The organism is Alteromonas sp. C1M14, from assembly GCF_018860965.1.
GTDB lineage: Bacteria > Pseudomonadota > Gammaproteobacteria > Enterobacterales > Alteromonadaceae > Alteromonas.
The window spans coordinates 301,417-321,842 of sequence record NZ_JAHKQF010000009.1 but is presented as its reverse complement, the minus strand read 5'-3'; the positions used below and the strand labels follow the sequence as shown (position 1 = coordinate 321,842).

17 protein-coding genes are annotated in these 20,426 nt (G+C 46.3%); 7 read left to right on the top strand and 10 right to left on the bottom strand.

The window, feature by feature from the left end:
* Positions 1–58: 58 nt before the first annotated feature.
* A complete protein-coding gene (locus KO501_RS09030; protein WP_216029325.1) occupies positions 59–1,327 on the top strand; it encodes an MATE family efflux transporter in 1,269 nt (422 codons plus the stop codon).
* Here the strand turns inward: KO501_RS09030 and KO501_RS09025 are convergent.
* Both KO501_RS09025 and nfuA read right to left on the bottom strand, forming a co-directional pair.
* Complete coding sequence (locus tag KO501_RS09025; protein WP_216029324.1) at positions 1,299–1,547, bottom strand: hypothetical protein; 249 nt, start codon at positions 1,545–1,547, stop codon at positions 1,299–1,301. The two genes, KO501_RS09030 and KO501_RS09025, sit on opposite strands and share 29 nt — an antisense overlap.
* Before the next feature lie 6 nt (positions 1,548–1,553).
* On the bottom strand, positions 1,554–2,132 hold the full coding sequence (nfuA, locus tag KO501_RS09020; RefSeq protein WP_216029323.1) for a Fe-S biogenesis protein NfuA: 579 nt from the start codon (positions 2,130–2,132) through the stop codon (positions 1,554–1,556).
* A gap of 126 nt (positions 2,133–2,258) precedes the next feature.
* Here nfuA and KO501_RS09015 point away from each other — a divergent pair, with 126 nt between their 5' ends.
* A complete protein-coding gene (locus KO501_RS09015; RefSeq protein ID WP_216029322.1) occupies positions 2,259–4,847 on the top strand; it encodes a M14 family zinc carboxypeptidase in 2,589 nt (862 codons plus the stop codon).
* Here the strand turns inward: KO501_RS09015 and KO501_RS09010 are convergent.
* The gene (locus KO501_RS09010; RefSeq protein ID WP_216029321.1) at positions 4,823–5,509 is read right to left on the bottom strand and encodes a hypothetical protein; all 687 of its coding nucleotides are present in this window, start codon (positions 5,507–5,509) and stop codon (positions 4,823–4,825) included. The two genes, KO501_RS09015 and KO501_RS09010, sit on opposite strands and share 25 nt — an antisense overlap.
* A gap of 43 nt (positions 5,510–5,552) precedes the next feature.
* Between KO501_RS09010 and bioH the strand changes: the two genes are divergently transcribed.
* The 3 genes from bioH to KO501_RS08995 all read left to right on the top strand — a co-directional run bounded on the left by bioH (position 5,553) and on the right by KO501_RS08995 (position 7,670).
* Positions 5,553–6,371, top strand: coding sequence for a pimeloyl-ACP methyl ester esterase BioH (gene bioH, locus KO501_RS09005; protein WP_216029320.1), 819 nt, complete (start codon positions 5,553–5,555; stop codon positions 6,369–6,371).
* Positions 6,372–6,507: 136 nt separating this feature from the next.
* Complete coding sequence (locus tag KO501_RS09000) at positions 6,508–6,840, top strand: hypothetical protein (RefSeq protein ID WP_216029319.1); 333 nt, start codon at positions 6,508–6,510, stop codon at positions 6,838–6,840.
* 8 nt (positions 6,841–6,848) lie between these two features.
* Positions 6,849–7,670, top strand: coding sequence for a putative metalloprotease CJM1_0395 family protein (locus KO501_RS08995; protein ID WP_216029318.1), 822 nt, complete (start codon positions 6,849–6,851; stop codon positions 7,668–7,670).
* Between the two features lie 86 nt (positions 7,671–7,756).
* Here the strand turns inward: KO501_RS08995 and KO501_RS08990 are convergent, their stop codons facing one another.
* Positions 7,757–10,087: a Tex family protein gene (locus KO501_RS08990; protein WP_216029317.1), complete on the bottom strand. Its 2,331-nt coding sequence runs from the start codon at positions 10,085–10,087 to the stop codon at positions 7,757–7,759.
* A 394-nt stretch (positions 10,088–10,481) separates the two neighbouring features.
* Between KO501_RS08990 and KO501_RS08985 the strand changes: the two genes are divergently transcribed.
* Positions 10,482–11,216 carry an FCD domain-containing protein gene (locus KO501_RS08985; protein ID WP_216029316.1) on the top strand — a complete coding sequence of 245 codons (735 nt, stop codon included), beginning with the start codon at positions 10,482–10,484 and terminating at the stop codon, positions 11,214–11,216.
* 176 nt (positions 11,217–11,392) lie between these two features.
* On the opposite strand, the gene KO501_RS08980 is transcribed toward KO501_RS08985, so the two are convergent.
* Positions 11,393–14,359: a TonB-dependent receptor gene (locus KO501_RS08980; RefSeq protein WP_216029315.1), complete on the bottom strand. Its 2,967-nt coding sequence runs from the start codon at positions 14,357–14,359 to the stop codon at positions 11,393–11,395.
* 185 nt (positions 14,360–14,544) lie between these two features.
* On the opposite strand from KO501_RS08980, the gene KO501_RS08975 reads away from it, so the two are divergent.
* Positions 14,545–14,772 (top strand): hypothetical protein, encoded by a 228-nt coding sequence (locus tag KO501_RS08975; RefSeq protein WP_216029314.1) that lies wholly within the window; start codon positions 14,545–14,547, stop codon positions 14,770–14,772.
* A gap of 105 nt (positions 14,773–14,877) precedes the next feature.
* Here the strand turns inward: KO501_RS08975 and eda are convergent, their stop codons facing one another.
* From eda to KO501_RS08950, 5 genes are all read right to left on the bottom strand, one after another.
* Positions 14,878–15,498 (bottom strand): bifunctional 4-hydroxy-2-oxoglutarate aldolase/2-dehydro-3-deoxy-phosphogluconate aldolase, encoded by a 621-nt coding sequence (gene eda / locus KO501_RS08970; RefSeq protein ID WP_216029313.1) that lies wholly within the window; start codon positions 15,496–15,498, stop codon positions 14,878–14,880.
* A gap of 65 nt (positions 15,499–15,563) precedes the next feature.
* Positions 15,564–16,496 (bottom strand): sugar kinase, encoded by a 933-nt coding sequence (locus KO501_RS08965; RefSeq protein ID WP_216029312.1) that lies wholly within the window; start codon positions 16,494–16,496, stop codon positions 15,564–15,566.
* A gap of 70 nt (positions 16,497–16,566) precedes the next feature.
* Positions 16,567–17,877: an MFS transporter gene (locus tag KO501_RS08960; RefSeq protein WP_216029311.1), complete on the bottom strand. Its 1,311-nt coding sequence runs from the start codon at positions 17,875–17,877 to the stop codon at positions 16,567–16,569.
* Positions 17,878–17,879: 2 nt separating this feature from the next.
* On the bottom strand, positions 17,880–18,224 hold the full coding sequence (locus tag KO501_RS08955; protein ID WP_216029310.1) for a cupin domain-containing protein: 345 nt from the start codon (positions 18,222–18,224) through the stop codon (positions 17,880–17,882).
* 11 nt (positions 18,225–18,235) lie between these two features.
* A complete protein-coding gene (locus KO501_RS08950; protein ID WP_252728274.1) occupies positions 18,236–20,389 on the bottom strand; it encodes a heparinase II/III family protein in 2,154 nt (717 codons plus the stop codon).
* Positions 20,390–20,426 lie beyond the last annotated feature (37 nt).

Sequence of the window (20,426 nt, the reverse complement as noted above, 5' to 3'; positions counted from 1 at the left end):
GACCCAATTTTCCGCTGCTTGGCCGGCACACAAGACGCTGCTTACATTAGCATTTCCCATGATTCTCGCCAACATTACCACGCCATTATTAGGTTTGGTTGATACGGCTGTGATGGGGCATATGGATTCATCGGCTATGTTAGCTGGCGCGTCCATCGGTACCCTCATATTAACGCAGATATATTGGGTATGTGGCTTTTTAAGGATGTCAGCCACTGGGCTAAGCGCCCAGGCAAAGGGTGACAAAACCGCCAGTCACATCTTGTCAGCAAAAGCGTTGTGGCAAACATCAGCCATTAGTCTCCTGTTAGCGCTGGGTATTTTGTTACTGCAGGTACCCATACTAGACGCAGGGCAGTTTCTCGCCGATAGCGCCCAAGACGTTGCTCAATACACATCGTCGTATTTTTACGTACGGGTGTGGGGTGCGCCAGCTGCCATGTTGAACTTGGTACTTATTGGTTGGTTAGTTGGCCAACAAAAAACCAAGCATGTTTTGTGGATCCAAGTGGTGGGGAATTTGCAAAACGTTGGGTTGGATATGCTTTTCGTTTACGTATTGGATATGGGGGTAGCGGGTGTGGCATTGGCCAGCGTATTGGCTGAATATACGATGATGACCTTAGGTTTTTGGGTTGCGTTTAAACATACCCAAGGAATAAAACCCGCTTGGTCTTGGTTTAACAGTGCCGCCAGAAAAATTCTGTTTAAACTGAATAGCAATATTCTACTACGCAATTTGGCTCTTCAACTTTGTTTGGCATTTTTAACCTTACAAGGTGCCAGAATGGGAGAAACCGCGGCGGCGGTAAATGCCATCCTTATGCAGTTTTTTGTTTTGGTAGCCCTAGGGCTTGATGGTATTGCGCAGGCGGTAGAAGCCTTAATTGGTGAAGCTAAAGGGGCAAATGATAAAGAGCAGGTGGTCAAGAACACGCAGCGAGGATTGTTTTGGTCTTCGTGCTTTGCCATTGGGTATGCGTTACTTTTTTGGCTCGCTGGCGATCATATCATTGCGTTACTTACCGATTTACACCCATTAAGACTTGCTGCCGGTGAATATTTACCGCTGATGGTGTGGTTGCCTTTATTGGCCCACTGGTGCTTTTTATTTGATGGGGTTTTTGTGGGGTTAACCCGCTCAAAAGAAATGCGCAATACCATGATCATCAGTGCTTTTGCTGTTTATTTCCCCGTTTGGTGGTTGGCAAGTGGGGCAGGAAATAAAGCACTTTGGTATGCATTACTGGCATTTCTTTTCGCCCGAGGGGTCACCTTAGGCTATAGCTTTTTAAGGCTTATTCGTCGGGATGATCACGTTTTTTAGCTGGATTCATGGTCTTTAAACGTTGCCATAAAATCGCTAGGTAGCCTGTCATGGCAATGCCAAACCCGATAAATAAAATGGCGATGGAAAGGAAATACAATATTTGATGTTGCTGAGCCACCGTGAGTAAAAGTGTGGCACCAGCAATAAAAATCATCAAACCCAGTTTAAACCGGTGCCAACTGCGGTGTAGAGCTAACTCGGCTTCAGGCGTTGACATAATAAATTAATAGTACGAGTGTTCGCCCGCTTCGTGGCTGGTGGCATCGCGCACACCGGTTAGTTCGCCAGGGAAACTTTCAAGAAGTTGTTTCTCGATACCTTCTTTTAGCGTTACATCTACCATAGAACAACCGTTACAACCGCCACCAAATTGCAGCACTGCATGGCCATCTTCAGTAATTTCTAACAGCACCACTTGGCCACCATGACTGGCCAGTTGAGGGTTAACCTCTGACTCGATAACATAGCTCACACGCTCTACAAGCGGTGCGTCATCATCAACCTTGCGAGCCTTCGCATTGGGGGCCTTTAAGGTTAACTGTGACCCCATTTGGTCGGTGACATAATCAATTTCTGCTTCTTCTAAAAACGGTGCACTTTCTGCGTCCACAACGGCATCGAAACCATTGAAAGGTAAACGAATATCGCCCGGCTCAACCGCTGTAGGGGGGCAATAGGAGACTCCGCACTCTGCCGTGGATGTACCGGGGTTTACCACGAACACTCTGATGTTCGTCCCAGCATCTTGTTTTTCCAACAGTTTTGCAAAGTGAGCCTGCGCATCTTCTGATATAGTAATCATTAACAAATCCTACGTTGCATCTTAATTGAGCATATAATAACAAATTTACCTGACTAAAACAGTCAAGTATTGAATGCAATCTTACAGGTATGGGCAAACCAGCAAAATACAACAGGAAAAAGTAAAATGGTAGCAAGGATCGAATGGACAGTAAGATGGGCAGCAGCATTGATGGCACTTGTCTGTGTGTCAGCACAGGCAAATCCTTCTTTTTCAGATAAAGGGGGAAAGGCAGTTACCGCGTATCTACCAACAGGAGTGAGCTACGATCCTTCCATTCCTACACCGGAATCGGTGCTTGGCAGTGAAGTGGGTACATGGCATGTTCGCCATGATCAATTAGTCAATTATATGCACGTATTGGCGAACGCCTCAGACCGGGTTTCGCTGGAAGTCACAGGCTATACCCACGAACACCGACCTCTATTGTTATTGACCATTACCGCGCCTAACAATCGAGACGCACTTCCTCAGTGGCGTGAAAACCACCTAAAACAGGTGAATGAAGGGGTACCAGCAGCGAAAGATGACCCCTTATTCTTGTATATGGGTTATAGCATTCACGGCAATGAACCGTCTGGTGCCAATGCTGCCTTAGTGGTGGCTTACTATCTTGCTGCGGCTCAGGATGAACAAGTCTCTGAACTGTTAAGTCGTAATGTGGTACTTCTTGACCCCGTGTTAAACCCTGATGGATTGTCCCGTTTTGCCCAATGGGCGAATATGCATAAAAGTAAAAATTTGGTGGCTGATTCGGAAAACCGAGAACACCGTGAAGGTTGGCCATCAGGCAGAGCGAACCATTATTGGTTCGATTTAAACCGCGACTGGTTGTTGTTAACCCACCCTGAGTCTCAGGCCCGTATTCGCCAATTCCAAAAATGGCGTCCCAATATTCTTACCGATCATCACGAGATGGGCCCCGATAATACTTACTTTTTTCAGCCTGGAGTGCCATCTCGAAAAAACCCCAACACCCCAGACGGTAATGTCCGTTTAACCGAAGCGTTAGGTGCATTCCATGCAAAAGCCTTTGATAAAGCTGGGCAGCTGTATTTTTCTGAAGAAGCCTTTGATGATTTTTATTACGGCAAAGGGTCATCCTACCCAGATGCGTTAGGCAGTATTGGGATCCTTTTTGAGCAGGCCAGCAGTCGAGGGCATGTGCAAAATACCGTTAACGGTGAACTCACTTTTGCACAGACCATTCAAAATCAAGTCACAACCAGTTTAAGTACCATTGCTGGAGCCATGGCAAATAAACCGGCACTGCTTAATTACCAAAAGACATTTTACGACGAAACTCAAGCTGCCATTGCTGACGATGATGACTTTGGTGCCATTACCGCTTTGCCTCAGGATCATGGGCGAGTGAATGCGTTACTGTCTCTATTGGATCAACATCACATTGACTATGGTTTTACCCAAGATGACACCAAGGTGGGTGACAAATCCTTCCCCGCTGGCAGTCTGGTGGTGTCTTATGACCAGCCCAAATATCGTCTGGTAAAAAGTCTATTTTCTAGTCGTCAGGATTTTGCTGAAAATACCTTTTATGACGTGTCAAACTGGAATATTGCCCTCGCGTTTAATTTAGATTACGCCTTGTTAGATAAACGCAAAGGTAAGCGCCTAGACTTGGTGAGTCAGCAACAACAAGACAACGCCCCGGGCTTAGCCACAGATGCCTATGCGTATGGGTTTGAGTGGAATGACTATTTTGCCCCAGCCATGTTGCAGCATTTATTAGCGGCTGGCGTGCAAGTGAAAAGCGCGTTGTCAGCGTTTACCGCGACACTCAGCAATGACCAACAACAGCAGTTTTCAGCGGGTAGCATCGTGATCCCCATGGCGCTAACACAACCGGATGAGACATATGCAATCATTCAAGCTGCTGCCAAACTCAGTGGTGTAAAAGTTTACGCTATGAAAAGTGGGTTAACGGCCCAAGGTGCTGATTTAGGTAGCCGTACGATGAAGCCGGTTCGAGCCCCGCATATATTGCTGGTAGGTGGTAACGGCACCTCGTCTTACGAAGCCGGAGAAGTGTGGCATTATCTTGATACCCGTGTGGGCGTGGCTCCTACCATTGTTGAAAAAAATCGTTTAAGTAGCGTGAATTTGGGTGACTATACTCACATTATTTTTGTCAGTGGCAGTTATCGTGATTTAGTGGGTCAGGAAGCTCAGCAAATAGACAGTTGGATCGACAACGGTGGGGTGCTAATTGGGCAAAAATCGGCGCTTAAATTCTTCGCTGCAGAAGGGTGGCTGGACGCGGAAATTGTCAGTTCGGAAAAAATAAACAGTGTGTTTCCCACCGACGGCTTAAAATACAAAGATAAATCAGCATTGGCGGCGAGTAAGATCATTGCGGGCGCTGTTTATGAAGCTGAAATCGACCCATCACATCCCTTATTCTTTGGTTATCAAAATACCACCTTACCCATGTTCAAAACCAACAACATGATTGTGAGAGCTGAACATAGTCCGTTTTATCAGCCGGGTTATTATTCCGATTCGCCGTTGATAGCCGGTTTTAGTGCCCCTGTGCTACAAGACATGATTGCCGACTCGGCGGCTGTTTTGGTAAGGCCTAAAGGGAAAGGTGTGGTTATTGGTTTTGTGGATAATACTTTATTCCGCGGATACTGGTATGGCACAGGCAAACTCATGGGTAATGCGATTTATCAGTCGACCCATTTAGTTCGTTGAACTAACGGCTTTTGGGTGGAGAGTGCTATCACCCAAACATCGATTATTAACCCAGGCTGCTGGGTCCGTAACTGCTTAGCAAGTACGTCAGCAGTCACGCCTGTGGTTAAGACATCGTCAATAATGGCCACATGATGATAATCAGCGGTTATTGATGTGGTAAATGCTGAACGCAAATTGAGCAAACGTTGGCTTCGAGTAAGGGTATGTTGGGCTTTCCCTCCGTGGCGATGGGCCCAGTTGTAGCACACAGGGCGGTCTATTTGATTACCGATATGACGGGCAATCACCGCCGCTTGGTTAAATCGCCGCCCCACAAAGCGGCGAAAATGCACAGGAACAGGAAGTAAGCAGTCAGGCAAAAGTGTGTCTTCATGGATACAGAATTCCACAAACCAGTTAGCAAGAATGCGAGCACTTGTCAGGCAGCGGTGAAATTTCATCCTATGTATTAAATCGGTAAACGGCCACTGGTATTCTCCACATGCATACAGTGTGTGGTACCCACTATGACGAAACTGTCGGCTGATTTGCGGATAAAAAAGTAAATTATCTTTATAACCCGCGTTGGCTAAAAAACAGGTATCGGTTTTGCAGTACTCACAAATGGGATGGTCACTGTACTGCTGACATAATAAGCAGGCAAAATTAGGCAGTTCCATTCGAGCGTACTCATTATTGTCCTGCCAGTCGTGTGTTTTGACCATGCTGGCAAAGTTAGAGGATATTGTCTTGGTAAATACTAACGTTTCAGCACCCCTTGTCAGCCGTACTTGTGGTACAGGAAAAGATCTGGTTCTTTTACATGGCTGGGGAATGAATAGCGGCGTCTTTGAGCATTTTATACCCTTACTTGAACAGGAGTTTAGGGTAACAACCATTGATCTGCCGGGGTTTGGAGAGAATCACCATCTTGTTCCTACACCATATACAGTGGCGTCTTTAGCACAAGCCATCAAAGACTATGTGCCCGCTGCCAGTATTGTTGCCGGCTGGTCTCTAGGTGGCTTGGTGGCTCAGTATTTAACCATCCATTATCCGCAACAGATTTCCGGTCTTATCACGATTGCCTCTACACCGTGTTTTGTGAAAGGTCCGCGATGGCCAGGCATTAACCCTCAGTTATTAAGCCAATTCGAGTCGGAGTTAGCAGAAAATTATCAGAAAACCTTAGAGCGGTTTCTTGCTATTCAGGCCATGGGTAGCAAAACTGCACGGCAGGACATTAAAGCGATAAAGCAGAGTATTACTGCTTACCCTACACCTTCAGTGGCCGCGCTAAAAGCCGGTTTAAATCTGCTCTCTCAAGAGGATTTACGGCCTTATATCGGACGTATTCAACAGCCAACGTTACGTATTTATGGTCGTTTAGATAGTTTGGTTCCCACCAGTGGCATTGACGGTATTTGTGAGTTGCAACCTCAGTGCGATACGGTGGTATTGCCCCATGCTTCCCATGCACCCTTTATTTCTCATCCCCAGCAATCGGCAGATATTATTCGTCAATTTGCTCTGTCGGTATAAAAAATCCCGCAAAAGCAGTGAGTTATAAAGCTGTACTTTCATGTATACAGAGGCCGCAATAAATATATTTAAATGGGGCTTCTCCTTTACTGCATTCTGGTTAATAATTAACCGTGAGAGAGTAGAGGTATGAGATATGTCCAGTATAATTGGAAGTAGTATTAATTCGGCTATTGTGTCAGGAATGAGTGGCTTTCAAAGTGCCTATCAGGGAATGAACCAATCGTCAGTGAACCTGGCTCAGCAGGTGGCCCAAACCAGTGTTGAGCTTAACGGTACCAGTGACGTGTTAGCGTATGCGTCGTTACAAAACTTGTCCAATATTCGCAGTGTCTTACCTACGGGTGGAGATTCTGTCACATCGGATTTAGTGTCTTTACAACTAAACAGTAATAATGCGCTGGCATCCACCAAGGTGCTGGATACGGCATTTGATACTGTTGGTACCATCATAGACACCCTTACCTGATCCCACCGATGAATATCGTGACGCCGGTACCCACGACCCTTGCTTTCACTACTGCTAACGTGAATACGGAAGCAGCACGTCGTGACAATTTGCTCAAAGAAACCATTCCACCCTCGAAGGATGCGGACAACAGTGCTTCAGAGCAAGGATTGGGCTCCGAGTCTGATCGTGCTAAATCTCCCGGGCAACAAGCCGCTCCGGTTACCTACGAACGTCCCCAGGTTCAGGCTGAAGCCCCTTCTGCGTCATTGCCACAAGAGGGTAACGACACAGAGCAAGGCAATACTGATAACGGCAACAGAGAAAGCGCGGGCAAAGAATCAGCGGAAGAAAAGCAACAGCAACAAGCCCAGCAACAAGAAATAGAGCAGCTTGAACAACGTGATCAAGAGGTCAGACAGCACGAGCAAGCCCATGCCACCCGTGGTGGACAATATGCCAGTGCGCCTCAATATGATTATGAAAACGGTCCGGATGGAAAGCGTTATGTCACCGATGGAGAGGTGAGCATTGATGTTTCAGAAGCTGAATCTCCTGAACAAACAGTACAGAAAATGGAGCAGGTGCGCGCGGCGGCATTAGCGCCAGCGGAACCTTCTGCGCAAGATCTCAAGGTGGCCAGCGAAGCCACCCGCATCGCGGCTGAAGCCCGACAAGCGCTTAACCAAGATGGCGAGACCACAACCGATCTTGCTGACCCAGAACCGGCTAATGTTGAACGGTCCTTGGCTCAGGAAGCAACAGAGGGGCAGTCTCGTGTTGGGATCATTCAGCAGTTTTATCAGTCTGCGGTAACACCCAACAACACCGCATTCACTGCCAGCGCTTAGACAACAACGCAGGTGGCCGTTAAGCCACCCACGTTACCCTATGGTGCTAAGGCTTTTTGGCCTCTTTCCCACTTTTTATGTAAAGCTTATTTTTGTTTAGCTTTGGCAAAAGCATCAGCAAAAGCATTACCCATCGCCGCATTGGGTGATGAGGGTTTCGCCCCATTATTACGGCCAGCCGATTTGGGTTTACCGCTTTTACCTGGGTGCTTTTTACCTTGAGCTCGCTTGTCTGCCGTCGCCGGTGCTGGCGTGTCCTCTAAGCGCATGGTAAACGAGATGCGTTTACGCTGAATATCTACTTCCAACACTTTAACTTTAACAATATCACCGGCTTTAACCACGTCTCGGGGATCAGAAATAAACTTGTTGGTAAGCGCCGAAATATGAACCAGACCATCTTGATGGACACCGACATCGACGAACGCCCCGAAGTTAGCAACGTTACTTACTACTCCTTCTAGGATCATGCCCGGCTTCAGATCCTTGATGGTTTCAACACCTTCTTTAAACGACGCGGTTTTAAATTCGGGACGAGGATCTCGTCCCGGCTTATCAAGCTCTTTAAGAATATCCTTTACCGTGGGTAACCCGAAATGCTCATTGGTAAAATTGTCGGGGGACAGCTTGCGTAATAAATCAGTGTTACCTATAAGGTCGTTTACTGCTACCGCAGTCTGCTGCACAATGCTGTCAATAACCGGGTAGGCTTCAGGGTGAACCGCGGAAGCATCAAGGGGGTTTTTACCCGCTTGGATCCGTAAAAATCCAGCCGCTTGTTCAAAGGCTTTGGGACCTAAGCGTTCTACTTTTAGTAAGGTTTTGCGATCGGCAAAGGCCCCATTGTTGTCACGAAAGGCAACGATGTTGTGTGCCAAGGTCTTGTTAAGACCCGAAACATAGGACAGCAGGGCCGGAGAGGCGGTGTTTAGATCAACACCAACGGCATTTACGCAATCCTCAATCACCCTGTCCAAGGATTTACCGAGTTGGCTCTGGCTAACATCATGTTGATATTGGCCTACTCCAATGGCTTTGGGTTCTATTTTTACCAGTTCTGCCAGAGGATCCTGTAACCGGCGGGCTATGGACACCGCCCCTCTAATAGACACATCCAAGTCTGGTAGTTCTTTTGATGCCAATTCCGATGCTGAATAAACCGATGCCCCGGCTTCGCTCACCATTATTTTCTGCGCGCCAATTTCCGGTGCAGCTTTCAACATTTCGCCTACTAACTTGTCGGTTTCCCGTGAACCAGTACCGTTACCAATGCTGATTAGCTCGACCTTGTGCTGCTTACATACATTAATAAGGGTGCGCATCGACTTATCCCAGGCATTTTGTGGTGCATGGGGAAAGATTGTATGGGTTGCCACTACCTTGCCGGTTTTATCCACTACGGCCACTTTAACCCCAGTTCGCAGGCCAGGATCCAGTCCCATAGTGGTTTTGGCGCCAGCCGGTGCCGCCATCAATAAGTCATTGAGGTTTTTAGCAAATACACTGATGGCTTCTTCTTCTGCTTGCTCTCTTAGTGCGGCAAACAGCTCGGTTTCCATGTGCAAACCGATTTTGATTTTCCATGTCCACTGTACCACCTGCTTTAAAAAGCTATCACCGGCACGCCCCTTATCGGCAATGGCGTAATGCTCGGCAATGATATGCTCACATTGAGAAGGTTGAAGGGGATCATCGTTTTGTGGATCCGCATTAAGTTGGATATGCAACATGCCTTCATTACGGCCACGGAACATCGCCAAGGCACGATGCGAAGGCACATTTTTTAGTCTTTCTTGGTGATCAAAATAGTCTTTGTACTTTATTGCTTCTTGTTCTTTACCGGGGGCCACGGTACTTGTAACAAAGGCATTGTCTTGTAAATAGCGACGTACCTTACCGAGTAGTGAGGCATCCTCTGCAAAGCGCTCCATTAAAATGTAACGGGCACCTTCCAATACGGCTTTCACATCAGCGAAGTTCTTTTCTGCGTCAACATAGGGTTCGGCTTCGATGTCAGGGTTTAACGTAGGATCGTTAAATAAGGCATCAGCCAGAGGAGCTAAGCCGGCTTCAATGGCAATTTGCCCTTTGGTGCGACGTCTCGGTTTATACGGGAGGTATAAATCTTCTAATGTGGTTTTACTGTCCGCACTGGCAATTTCTTTTTGTAAACCGTCGGTGAGTTTCCCCTGCTCATCAATGGATTTTAAGATCACACTACGGCGGTCTTCCAGTTCACGTAAATAAGTTAATCGTTGTTCGAGGTTACGTAACTGGGTGTCGTCTAACCCCTGTGTCGCCTCTTTTCTGTATCGCGCGATGAAAGGTACTGTCGCCCCTTCGTCTAATAGAGATACCGCAGCCTTCACCTGAGTGGGACTGACAGCCAGTTCGTCGGCAATTTTATTGATAATCATAGTTGGCTTTGGCTCTGTAACGTTGGTACGTGTCCTGCCGGTAGATAGTCAACCGGCTTTAGTATTCGTTTTTTGAAAAGTGGATTAAGTATATCATTGATAAAGCCTTGAAGAAGTCCCTTTGTGGTGGCCTCAACAGTATTTTTATTAGGCTACCCCTTTCACCCAGACTTCAGCACTCACCCAAAGCCTCGTTTTTCATTAACCAACCTCGCTGCCACAAATGTTATTTTTATTTTACCAATTGTTAATTTTGGGCTTACCAATTGTGTTCGACTGCACTATACTGTTTCTCGGGGTATCTATTCACGCTTCTGTTGTAGCCGGTAACTTTTTTGTCTAAACCAGCGTAGTTGACAGATATACCCTTGGTAAACGATTGGGGATAAAAATAATGAAAAGGCGTAGACGTTTCTGGACGGTGGTCGAAAAGCTAGAGGCTTTGATTGACCAAGGGGTGTATACCGCAGGTAGTCGTTTACCTGCAGAACGAGAGTTAGCTGACACTTACCAGGTAAGTCGCCCGACTATTCGGGAAGCAATTATAGCTCTTGAAGTAAGGGAGCGGGTTGAGGTGAAAACAGGGTCAGGAGTGTATGTGCTTAGTGCCAAACCTGCCAAAAGTACCGATAACCCAATTAGTGCCTTTGAACTGACCCAAGCCAGAGCCTTAGTAGAGGCAGAAGCAGCAGCCATTGCTGCGTCTACCATTAAACCTGACGAACTCATTACATTAAAGCAAACCCTTGCTGACATGCAAAAAACCGAAACGGCAGAAGAAGCCGATCAACTGTTTCACCAAATCATTGCCCGAGCTACCCGCAACAACGCGATCGTCCTTTACATCGATAAATTATGGCAACTACGACGCACAGAGCCTCAGATTATCTCAGCCTATAAAGATGTGTGTTCTGAAAGTATGAATCAGCGTTTAGATGAGCATACCTCCATTTACAATGCCATCGCTGAAGGTGACTCCTGTGCTGCACGTAAAGCCATGCACAACCACTTTGATAGACTCATCAATGCCTTATTTGATGCCAGTGAAGCCAAAGCTTTACAGGAAATCAAACGTAAAACCGATGAAACCCGAGGGTTGTATTCGTTGTCCTACCTGTCACACAAATAAAATAGCCATCGTTGTTAATCCTAGCGTCGTTACACAAACCAGGTTATCGGTGGCGCTTTACCTTTTTCTTTCAATTAAGCAAATGTTAGACACAAAAAAACAAGCCTAAGTGCTTGTTTTTTAGTTCTGATGTAATGAGCGGGCGGCGTTATTACCAACCCGCATCATGCTACATGTTAGTAGCGATAGCTAACACCAAAGGTGAGACGACGGTCGGTTAGACCTTGATAACACAGTAAGGCGCCTTCGTTAACGCAAGACTGGGTAACGTCTTCTTTGGTTAGGTTCACCGCTTCGATGCCCACGTTCAGTTGTTCGGTTACATCGTAACTAACACTGGCGTTTAACTGGCCTCGGTCTTCTTGTACCACTGGGAAGCCCCAAGGGAAGCTAGAAGTACTACCGAAGTCTGTTGAACGATAGGCTTCACGCCATGTGTAACGTGCACGGGCAGATAAACCATATTTTTCATAGTAAACCGTTACGTTGTACGCGTTTTCTGACAAATCAACCAATGGCTGTACCGCAGACACTTCGATATCGCTATTACCCGTGCTTAGGCCAAATATTGTGTTAGCTCGACTGGTGGCGTTATCTATGGATTCACCGCCAGAGAACTTCTGAATAGTGTAGTTAGCCGCGACACCAAAGCCAGATGCCCAGCCCAATTCGTCTTCAAAGTTAGACAGGTCGTACTGGACCGCCATTTCCACACCTTTTTGTGTGGTGGTGCCGGTATCGTTAATAGTGGTTTGTGTAGGAACACACACGCCCACACCGACTTCAGGACCAAATACGTTGATATCAGCGATGGGGTTGAAAATGCCCCCAGCTTCACAATCTGGGCCTACCGTATCACGGAAACCAGTGGTTGGATCTTCATACGGGTCTACCTGACGTGTTACGTGTAAATCTTCCCGTTTCTTATGGAAGTAACCCACACTAACCACAGCGGCTGGCGCAAAATACCATTCGGCTGAGATATCAAAGGAGGTGACCTCTTCTGGCACCAGTGCTGGGTTACCAATTTGTACCGGCGGATTAGGGCTGGTGGAATAGGTTACAGACGTGGACAGTTTATCGAAGTCTGGACGACGGATATCTTTTGAGATCCCCATACGTAAGATGACGTCTTCAGCCACATTGGCAACCACGTTAAAGCGTGGCAATAGGAAGTCATAGTCGCCTTCGGTGGTAACCTGAGACACCGTCTCGTTGCCAAAATCATCAATGGTTAATGAGTTACCCACCGAACTTACGTCGGTTTCTAAATAACGCAGACCAAAGTTACCGCGGAATATACTGTATTCAAAGTTGGCTTGGGCATACAGGGCGTGGGTTGTTTCTTCAATATCGAAAAAGCCGGTGACCTGAGAGGTAGGCTCACTCAGTAAGGCCGTATCGCCTCCTGTTAGCGCATTGTTTTCTGTAATTGCTTCGTTCAATCTATCGAGTACGGCATCAGGATCGGCAGCTACCAACTCAGGGTCGATAACCAAGAAGTCCTTAACGTACAGTTCACGGCCATCGGCAGCATTAAAGTTGTCTGGGCCTGCCACCAATAAATCAGAAAACAAACTTCCTGAGGGACTATCAACCATGTCACGTAAACCACGGTTATAGTTTATTTGATCCGTCATGCTGGTGGCTTTACTGTAGCGATAGCCAAAATCAACGGACGTAATCACATCGATATTGTCCACATAATAGGTAAAGTCGGTACGGAAGGCATCTTCTGTGTTTTCCGTTCTGTCTTGACCGATATTTACGTCTCGCAGTCTAATATTTGCTGGGTCTAGCAATTGTTCGGAAGTAGGCGCATTTTCTTCGTCTTGGGCAATGCCAAAGGATAATGAACCACCGGTTAAGTCATAAATAAATGGCGTACCATTTTCATTTGAATCGTTGGTCGCGACATTTGGGTTAATGAAGTTAAGGGTGGTGTTAAAGCTAGGCGTATCCGACTCTGAGGACGAAGACGAAATTTCAGCACTGACGGCCAGGTTTTCTCCCGTCCATTCGCCGCCTAAACGGAAGATTTTGCTGGTTGTAATACGGGAATTGGTATCGCCGGAGAAACGTAAGTTTGGATCGGCACCACCTTCTTCGATGGGCACTACACCCCGAACCGCAGCTTGAATACTACCCAGGTTTACGCCATCCAAAGAACCGAAGTTAACGGTTTCAAATTCTGTGGGTACAGCAACATCTTTAAGGTCGCTCAAACCAGAGGCTTGAATACGGGAGCTTTCCTGACGACGTTCTTGATCATTGATAACGGCATCAAAATACAGCTTAGTATTTTCTGTAGGTGCCCATTCTAACGTACCGGAAAGGTTAATCGTTTCATATTCGTAGTTATCGTAATCTTGTACCAAAAATTGGATTGGCAAGTAATCGAAGGTTTGAGCGCTATCTACGCCGCTGCTGGCAGCAACCGAGTTATCTCGGTCGGCACGGGGACGAAACGCACTCACATCTTGTTCGCTGTAACTACCGCTTAAAACAATACCAAAGCGGCCATTATCCGTGTCCCAGTTATCACCCCATGCGCCGGAAATACGCGGCATAATACCATCGGTGGATAAACTGCTATCTTCGCCTTGAAGACGAATAGAAGCCATTGTATCGGTTAATTGTAGTGGTCTAATGGTACGAAGGTTAATTGTACCACCCACAGATCCTTCGATGGTTTTCGCTTCGGGAGCCTTGGTGACCTCTACCGCTGCGATGATAGCCGCCGAAACGTCTTCAAAGTTAATGCCGCTTCTGCCTGAACCTGAACCTACTGTGGAAACGCCGTTAATTTCAGTCCGGTTGGCGTTGGTACCCCGGATTTGAACGCCCGTACCTACACCGGCTTCACGGGTAATTTGAATACCGGTTACGTTTTCCAGTACCTCGGCTAAGTTTTGATCTGGTAACTTACCGATATCCACTGCTTGAATAACTTCAATAAGGTTATCTGCAGAGCGCTTTTCAGCCAGCGCATTGGTTAACGATTGACGAATTCCTGAAACTTCAATGACCTCTACATCTTCTTCAGCCGTGGTATCGACTTCTTGTGCTTGTGCGGTCATGGCAACGTTAATTGCAGAAGCTGATAATACAGCTAATGTTAATTTAGAAAGTTTGTGCCCCATGGTTTTTTCCTGTGTGTTTCTTCAATGTTGAATTTACAAACGGCATTCTTCGTTAAGGACGCTATCGGCTTTTTACAAAGAATTTACCTGATATTTACAGGTAAAGTGGAAAAGGTCAAATTTTTGGTAAGATATTTTTACGATTATTTTATATATTTGTTATTACCAAAATGTATTTCGGTTATATGGGTATTGGTAATGCCAATGGTAATGCTGGTTTAACTCATTGTAATATAGAGGTTTGTAGTGTTTTTCTTGATACGTTTAAAGGCGCCTATTTGGTGCTGGCGAATCGTATTAAAAATGTTAATTTTTTAATTTCATATTATGAAATGCATAAAGTAAAAAATTTACATATAGGCAATTGGTCTACCATTATGCTGGTGCTAGAGGGCAAAGTGCTAACAGGTTAAGAAAACCTATCAGACCATTTTTGGGGGAGAGAAAGTCACAAGGTGATAAGAAGCTATGTCCCAGCGAAAGACTCTTCCGCTGGGATGGGGGGTAAAACCGTGGGATCAGTCCTTCAATGCGCTACGACAGGCATCCGTTATCGATTGCCAATCAGATGCAGCGACCCATTCTTTTTTCGCTACCCACGTGCCGCCAACAGCAAACACATTGTTTAAGGATAAATATTCCGATTTATTGCTTTGGCTTACGCCACCAGTGGGGCAAAAGCTGACTTTACGAAATACCGATGAAACCGCTGATAAGAAAGGCGCGCCACCAGACAGAGCCGCGGGGAATAACTTTTGTTCCTCGAAACCAAATTCTAACGCCATAAGGATATCGCCGGTATTCGATACGCCTGGCAGTACTGGGACATCGCATTGTTTTAGCTCTGCGAGCAAGTTTTGGGAAACCGCAGGGGTAACAATGAAGTCTGAACCTGCAGACAAGGCTTGTTCTAAAATTTGCTCATTGATGATGGTGCCCGCCCCGACTTTTAGTTCAGGGACTTCTTGTTTGATGGCCTTAAGGGCGTCAATGGAAGCGTCGGTTCGTAACACCACCTCGACTAAGTTAAGTCCTGCATCTGCCATAGCACGGGCAATATTGACACCTTCTGTGGGGGAATTTGCTTGGATGATCGGAAGCAGTGTTTGGCCGGACATCAGTTCGGAAAAGCGCGTCATGAAATTCTCTCTTATATAAAAAGGCGAGATCCTAAAAAGATCTCAATACTAATTTTGGTTGTACATCACAGCCCGCAAGCTGCCATGGCTTGGGTAAATGCGTCTTTAGGAGCAATAGCGCCGGGGTGCTGGATAACGGTGCCAGCAGCTTTTGCTGCTAATTGCACGGCTTCGTCAATCGCCCGCCCGTTCAAACGAGCGCCTAAATATACGCCGTTAAATGCATCACCTGCCGATGTGGTATCCACCACATTAGTCACCGGAACAATCGGATGATTTTGTTGTTGTCCTTCAAGGGACGTGATTACCGATTCTGGGCCATTTTTCACTATGACTTCTGCAATATCGTATTGATGGCAAAATGCGAGGGCTTCTTCTGCAGTATTAACACCAAATAAGACGGTGAGATCTTCTACGCCTGGTAAGGCGATATCACATAATGAAAAGGCTTGTTTAAATTCGGCCGCGGCCTCGTCTTCACTTTGCCATAATCGAGCACGGTAATTAGGATCAAAGACGATAGTGACACCGGCTTCTTTTAAAGCTTTCATTTTTAGCCAAAATGCCCCTCGGTCCTGAGCATCAATAACCGCTAATGAAATACCTGAAATAAAGAACATATTGGCACCGGCTAAACCACGTATAACGTCGTCATTTAGAAAACGTACTACTTTTTTTGCTGCCGAATCGCTACGCCAATAAGTGAAGCTGCGTTCTCCGGTGTCATCTGTTTCGATATAATACATTCCGGCATTTTTGTCCGGATGGCGGAAAACAAATGTGGTGTCTAATCCTTCATCCTTAAACCGTGACAGCATTTTAGTGCTTAAGCTATCTTCACCAATAGCCGTTACAACAGCAGTTTGGGTATCAGTAAAACAGCGCTTCAGATAGACGGCTGAATTATAAACATCGCCGGCGTATGAGCGGCTGATCATATCTTCATCGTTTTCACGAAGTTCGACCATGCACTCGCCAATAAAGTAAATAGTTTTCATATCGGTAGTGTACCGTTAATTAAGCAGTTGAAGCGGCAAGGCCCATTAGCCATTGCCGCTTATTGACTTGTTACCCTGTTTTTTTCAGAGGTTCTATTTTAGGGATGAGGATCCAAACCGCTGCCATGGCAATTATGGCAAGGGAGGCACCTATCACAAAGGCAGGGGTATAGTTACCATCGGCTGTTAACCAAGGCACCAGTGACGTTAGGCCAACTGCACCTAATTTTGCCGCCATGCCAGAGAAGCCGGATAAGGTTCCTACTGCTTTTTTCCCTAATAAATCGCTAGGTAAGGTTTGTACGTTACCAATGGCTGTTTGGAAACCGAATAGGATCACCGCCATGATCAGGACTGCAACCACAGGTTCACCAGGGTTTGCCATGGCAATTAATGCCGGCAACATTATCAAGCAGCCTAAGGTGATGGTTAGCTTACGGGTTTTGTCTGCATTCCAACCGGCCTTGAGCCTATTTTGCGCTAACAAGCCACCAAACCAAGCACCGAACATGGCACCAACGTAAGGTACCCAACCATAAATCCCGATGGCTTTTACATCCATACCGTACACTTCGTTTAAGTAGATAGGGATCCAGAAAACGAACAACCACCAAATGGGATCGATAGCCGCAGACGCAATGATCACGCCCCAACTTTGCTTACGTGACAACAACTCTAATGTACCTGGATTATATTCTTCTTCTCCAGGTGCGGTGACAATGGTTTCCACTTTGTCGCTACTACGTTGGCCAGTCAGGATATATTCTTTTTCTTCTTCGCTGATCCAAGGGTGTGATCCAGGTGGCGCTTTGACCAAAATGAGCCAAGGTACCAACCAAAGTAATCCAACAAGACCTACGATGACGAAAACCATTTGCCAGTTAAAGTAGATGGTTAACATTGCGATCAACGGAATGGCGATAATGCCGCCAATGGCCGCGCCCGAATTGAATATACCCTGTGCTAGGGCACGTTCTTTTGTGGGAAACCATTCTGCGTTACCTTTTGCCGCGCCAGGCCAGTTGCCAGCCTCGGCAACACCAAGAATGGCACGGAAGAAGGCAAAGCTTAGAACCCCTTGGGCAAAGGCATGGGCCACAGTGGCGAGGGACCAAACACCGATGGATAACACAAAACCGAGGCGTGTACCCACCCAGTCGAATATCTTGCCAAAGATGGCTTGACCAAAGGCATAAGCGAAAACAAATACAATGGAAATATTCGCGTATATTTGCTTGCGTTCTAGCGCTGTTTTTTCAGGAAACAGATCATGAACAATGTCCGGCCAGAGCACACTCAGTGCCTGGCGGTCGATGTAATTGATAATGGTTGCTAGCGCGATGAGCGCAATAACATACCATCGTAGGCCATGGAGTTTCATAATCAGTCCTCGAGGAAATCTTCACGGGGCGGGCTGAACGTATCAATAAGGCTGCCGCCTGTAGGGCAAATTGCGCCGTGTTCCGCGTACGGTGGAATAAGACAGCTGTCGCCGGCTTTCAGTACTTTTGTCTCGCCATCAATGGTGAAGTGAAACTCACCTTCTACAATATAAGTCACTTGGGAATGACGATGTTTATGGGTGTAGCCTTCTGCCCCTTTATCAAACCATACCCGTACTGCCATCAGTTCTTCGTTGAACCCCAGCATTTGACGTTTAAGGCCACCACCAATATCCAAAATTTCAGCTTCGTTGGTAAATGAGAAAATATCGCTTTGCTTCTGCATCTTGTTCACTCCTAGTGGTTATCAATCGCATAAACAGCTAGACGGCCATCTAATGCAAAGTCTTGATTGTTATATTTAAAGGTTGTTTTATTTGTCATCGTTGACGAATCAGCATGATTAATTGCGATAAGGTAGTGCTTACCGGCAATGGTTAGTTTGGTCATAGATACGGTGCCTTCTTTACTATAGGCGAGTTCAGTGACTTTGCTGGTGGCGTCTAACGTGTATTCTTTACTTGGGTTGTATTCGCCATGGGGCTCTAGTACCGAAATATAGGTATGTTCATTGGCATCGGTTACTCGGCGAATAAATCCGTTTTCGTTACGTAGATTGAAGTTAGGATCATTGGCGCCAATTTGGGTAAACAAGAAGGCTTCATCGCCGTCTACGAGGCTAGTTTGCGTATAGAAGCGGCCGTTCTCGTTAAGCCAAGACACTTTCGCTAACCCTTTCTCTGGGGTGGCTTTGCCTTTCAACCATAAATGCTGGTATCCGAACTGCTTGCCAAGGGCCGAAATCTGATCGGTGTACGCGCGCAGGTCAAAATTTGTTTCGATAAGTTGCCCTTTGTAGTGAAGAGGTAAGTCAAACTGATGGTTGTCTTTACTTTTCACGTCAAAAACATCCAGGGCGACTGTGGTATTTAGCTCAGGTAAATTTACTAGTGCCACAGTACGCGACAGCATGACATCGGCATAAGCGGTATCAATTTGGCCACTGGCTACGCTACCGAACTCACTGGTTTCAAAGAAATTCAATGTTGGTGCGTGTTGATTTCCGATTTTTACATCGCCATTAAAGTGGCTGGTTTCATCCACTACCACGGTATTATGGGCAACGGTTTGCTTGGCATAGCTGTCATTTTCCGGCAAGTAACGGCCACCAAATTTCGCTTCTACATTTAAGAAGCGGGCAGCTCCGTAATCAGACACAATTTCATTGCCATGGTCGTAATATTGCCAGGTTAATTTATCAAAGTGACCGTGTCCTAAGCCTTGCGCTGCGGGTTTAAATACCACCGCTTGTTCGCCGCCCATGCTGCTTCGCATGACCACTAACGCACCGTCTTTACCGTCGCTTCCGTCACCGAAGGCAACAGAACGATAAACATAGGGTGTCGCTAGCCCTTCATCGAGTGCTTGGGCCACCTTTAGGCCGTCGCCGGTTAATACGATTTGATCTTGCTGTTGGGCAATATCTAAATAGCCAGGATCTTTAGTCAGTGCATAGGCAACGGCTACACCGTGAACCAATTCAATGGTATCGGTGCCTTTACTTTTAATGGCGTCATTAAGGGGAAAGAATAGGCCGTTGTAACTGAGTTGAATGGCCGTATCTATAGCCTTAAGCAGCACGCCGTCCCGATGGGCGAAGATATGACGTTGTGGATCGTTATTTTCGATTGCTCGGGCAAAGGTCACAAAGGGTAATAAGGCAAATCTGTGATAATAAGGCCCTTCATTGTAATAACCCTGGGGTGAAAACAGTTTATCCAACTGTTTTAAGAAACCGCCTTTACCTGATTTGTTAAGATCATATAAGGCTTTTTCTACCCACTCTGGTTCGTCCATAACGTAGCCTGCCATGCCTACACCCGTGGTGGCCCAAGTACCGTGGTTATGTACTTTGTTAAAGGTGGACGGTTGGCCTTCAGACAGAAAAAGGGCTACCGGTTTTAATAAGTCACCTTCAATAGTGTCTACTTGAGCGGGGGTTAAGGCATCATGGATGAAATCATAAGCTTGAATGGTATATACCAACCACATCGCTTCGTTCAGACTTTGCCAGAAGAACTTTCCTGGGTTCTGAGACTTCATTTTACGTTTAGGATGCAGTCCTAAGGTTGGATATAGCTCGGCATAGGCAAGAAGCATATCGCGAACGTAATCAGCATATTTTTCATCCTGACTTAGCTGGTAAATAATACCGGCGTTATACATCAGTTGATAATTTTTCTTATGACGTTCGTGGGTATAACCACCCCCACCATCTTTTGGTACAGGCACCGTGATGGGCAGAGCAATTTGCTCATCAACTTGTGCTTTTAACGTATGGTAGGCGTCACTAAATCGCCCTTCTTTCTCAATGGCCTGACGCATGTTGGCCACGTCACTTTGCGTGATCACCAAGTTTGGATGGGCAGCATGTACATTAAAAGCAAGCATGGTGGTAACCATTGTACAGAGTAATAAAAAACGTCTT

Bases quoted from the DNA above. Each gene is read 5' to 3' on its own strand.
- KO501_RS09030 (WP_216029325.1), top strand. From the start codon at position 59: ATGATTCTCGCCAACATTACCACGCCATTATTAGGTTTGGTTGATACG.
- KO501_RS09025 (WP_216029324.1), bottom strand. From the start codon at position 1,547: ATGTCAACGCCTGAAGCCGAGTTAGCTCTACACCGCAGTTGGCACCGG.
- nfuA (WP_216029323.1), bottom strand. From the start codon at position 2,132: ATGATTACTATATCAGAAGATGCGCAGGCTCACTTTGCAAAACTGTTG.
- KO501_RS09015 (WP_216029322.1), top strand. From the start codon at position 2,259: ATGGTAGCAAGGATCGAATGGACAGTAAGATGGGCAGCAGCATTGATG.
- KO501_RS09010 (WP_216029321.1), bottom strand. From the start codon at position 5,509: ATGGAACTGCCTAATTTTGCCTGCTTATTATGTCAGCAGTACAGTGAC.
- bioH (WP_216029320.1), top strand. From the start codon at position 5,553: ATGCTGGCAAAGTTAGAGGATATTGTCTTGGTAAATACTAACGTTTCA.
- KO501_RS09000 (WP_216029319.1), top strand. From the start codon at position 6,508: ATGTCCAGTATAATTGGAAGTAGTATTAATTCGGCTATTGTGTCAGGA.
- KO501_RS08995 (WP_216029318.1), top strand. From the start codon at position 6,849: ATGAATATCGTGACGCCGGTACCCACGACCCTTGCTTTCACTACTGCT.
- KO501_RS08990 (WP_216029317.1), bottom strand. From the start codon at position 10,087: ATGATTATCAATAAAATTGCCGACGAACTGGCTGTCAGTCCCACTCAG.
- KO501_RS08985 (WP_216029316.1), top strand. From the start codon at position 10,482: ATGAAAAGGCGTAGACGTTTCTGGACGGTGGTCGAAAAGCTAGAGGCT.
- KO501_RS08980 (WP_216029315.1), bottom strand. From the start codon at position 14,359: ATGGGGCACAAACTTTCTAAATTAACATTAGCTGTATTATCAGCTTCT.
- KO501_RS08975 (WP_216029314.1), top strand. From the start codon at position 14,545: ATGGGTATTGGTAATGCCAATGGTAATGCTGGTTTAACTCATTGTAAT.
- eda (WP_216029313.1), bottom strand. From the start codon at position 15,498: ATGACGCGCTTTTCCGAACTGATGTCCGGCCAAACACTGCTTCCGATC.
- KO501_RS08965 (WP_216029312.1), bottom strand. From the start codon at position 16,496: ATGAAAACTATTTACTTTATTGGCGAGTGCATGGTCGAACTTCGTGAA.
- KO501_RS08960 (WP_216029311.1), bottom strand. From the start codon at position 17,877: ATGAAACTCCATGGCCTACGATGGTATGTTATTGCGCTCATCGCGCTA.
- KO501_RS08955 (WP_216029310.1), bottom strand. From the start codon at position 18,224: ATGCAGAAGCAAAGCGATATTTTCTCATTTACCAACGAAGCTGAAATT.
- KO501_RS08950 (WP_252728274.1), bottom strand. From the start codon at position 20,389: ATGCTTGCTTTTAATGTACATGCTGCCCATCCAAACTTGGTGATCACG.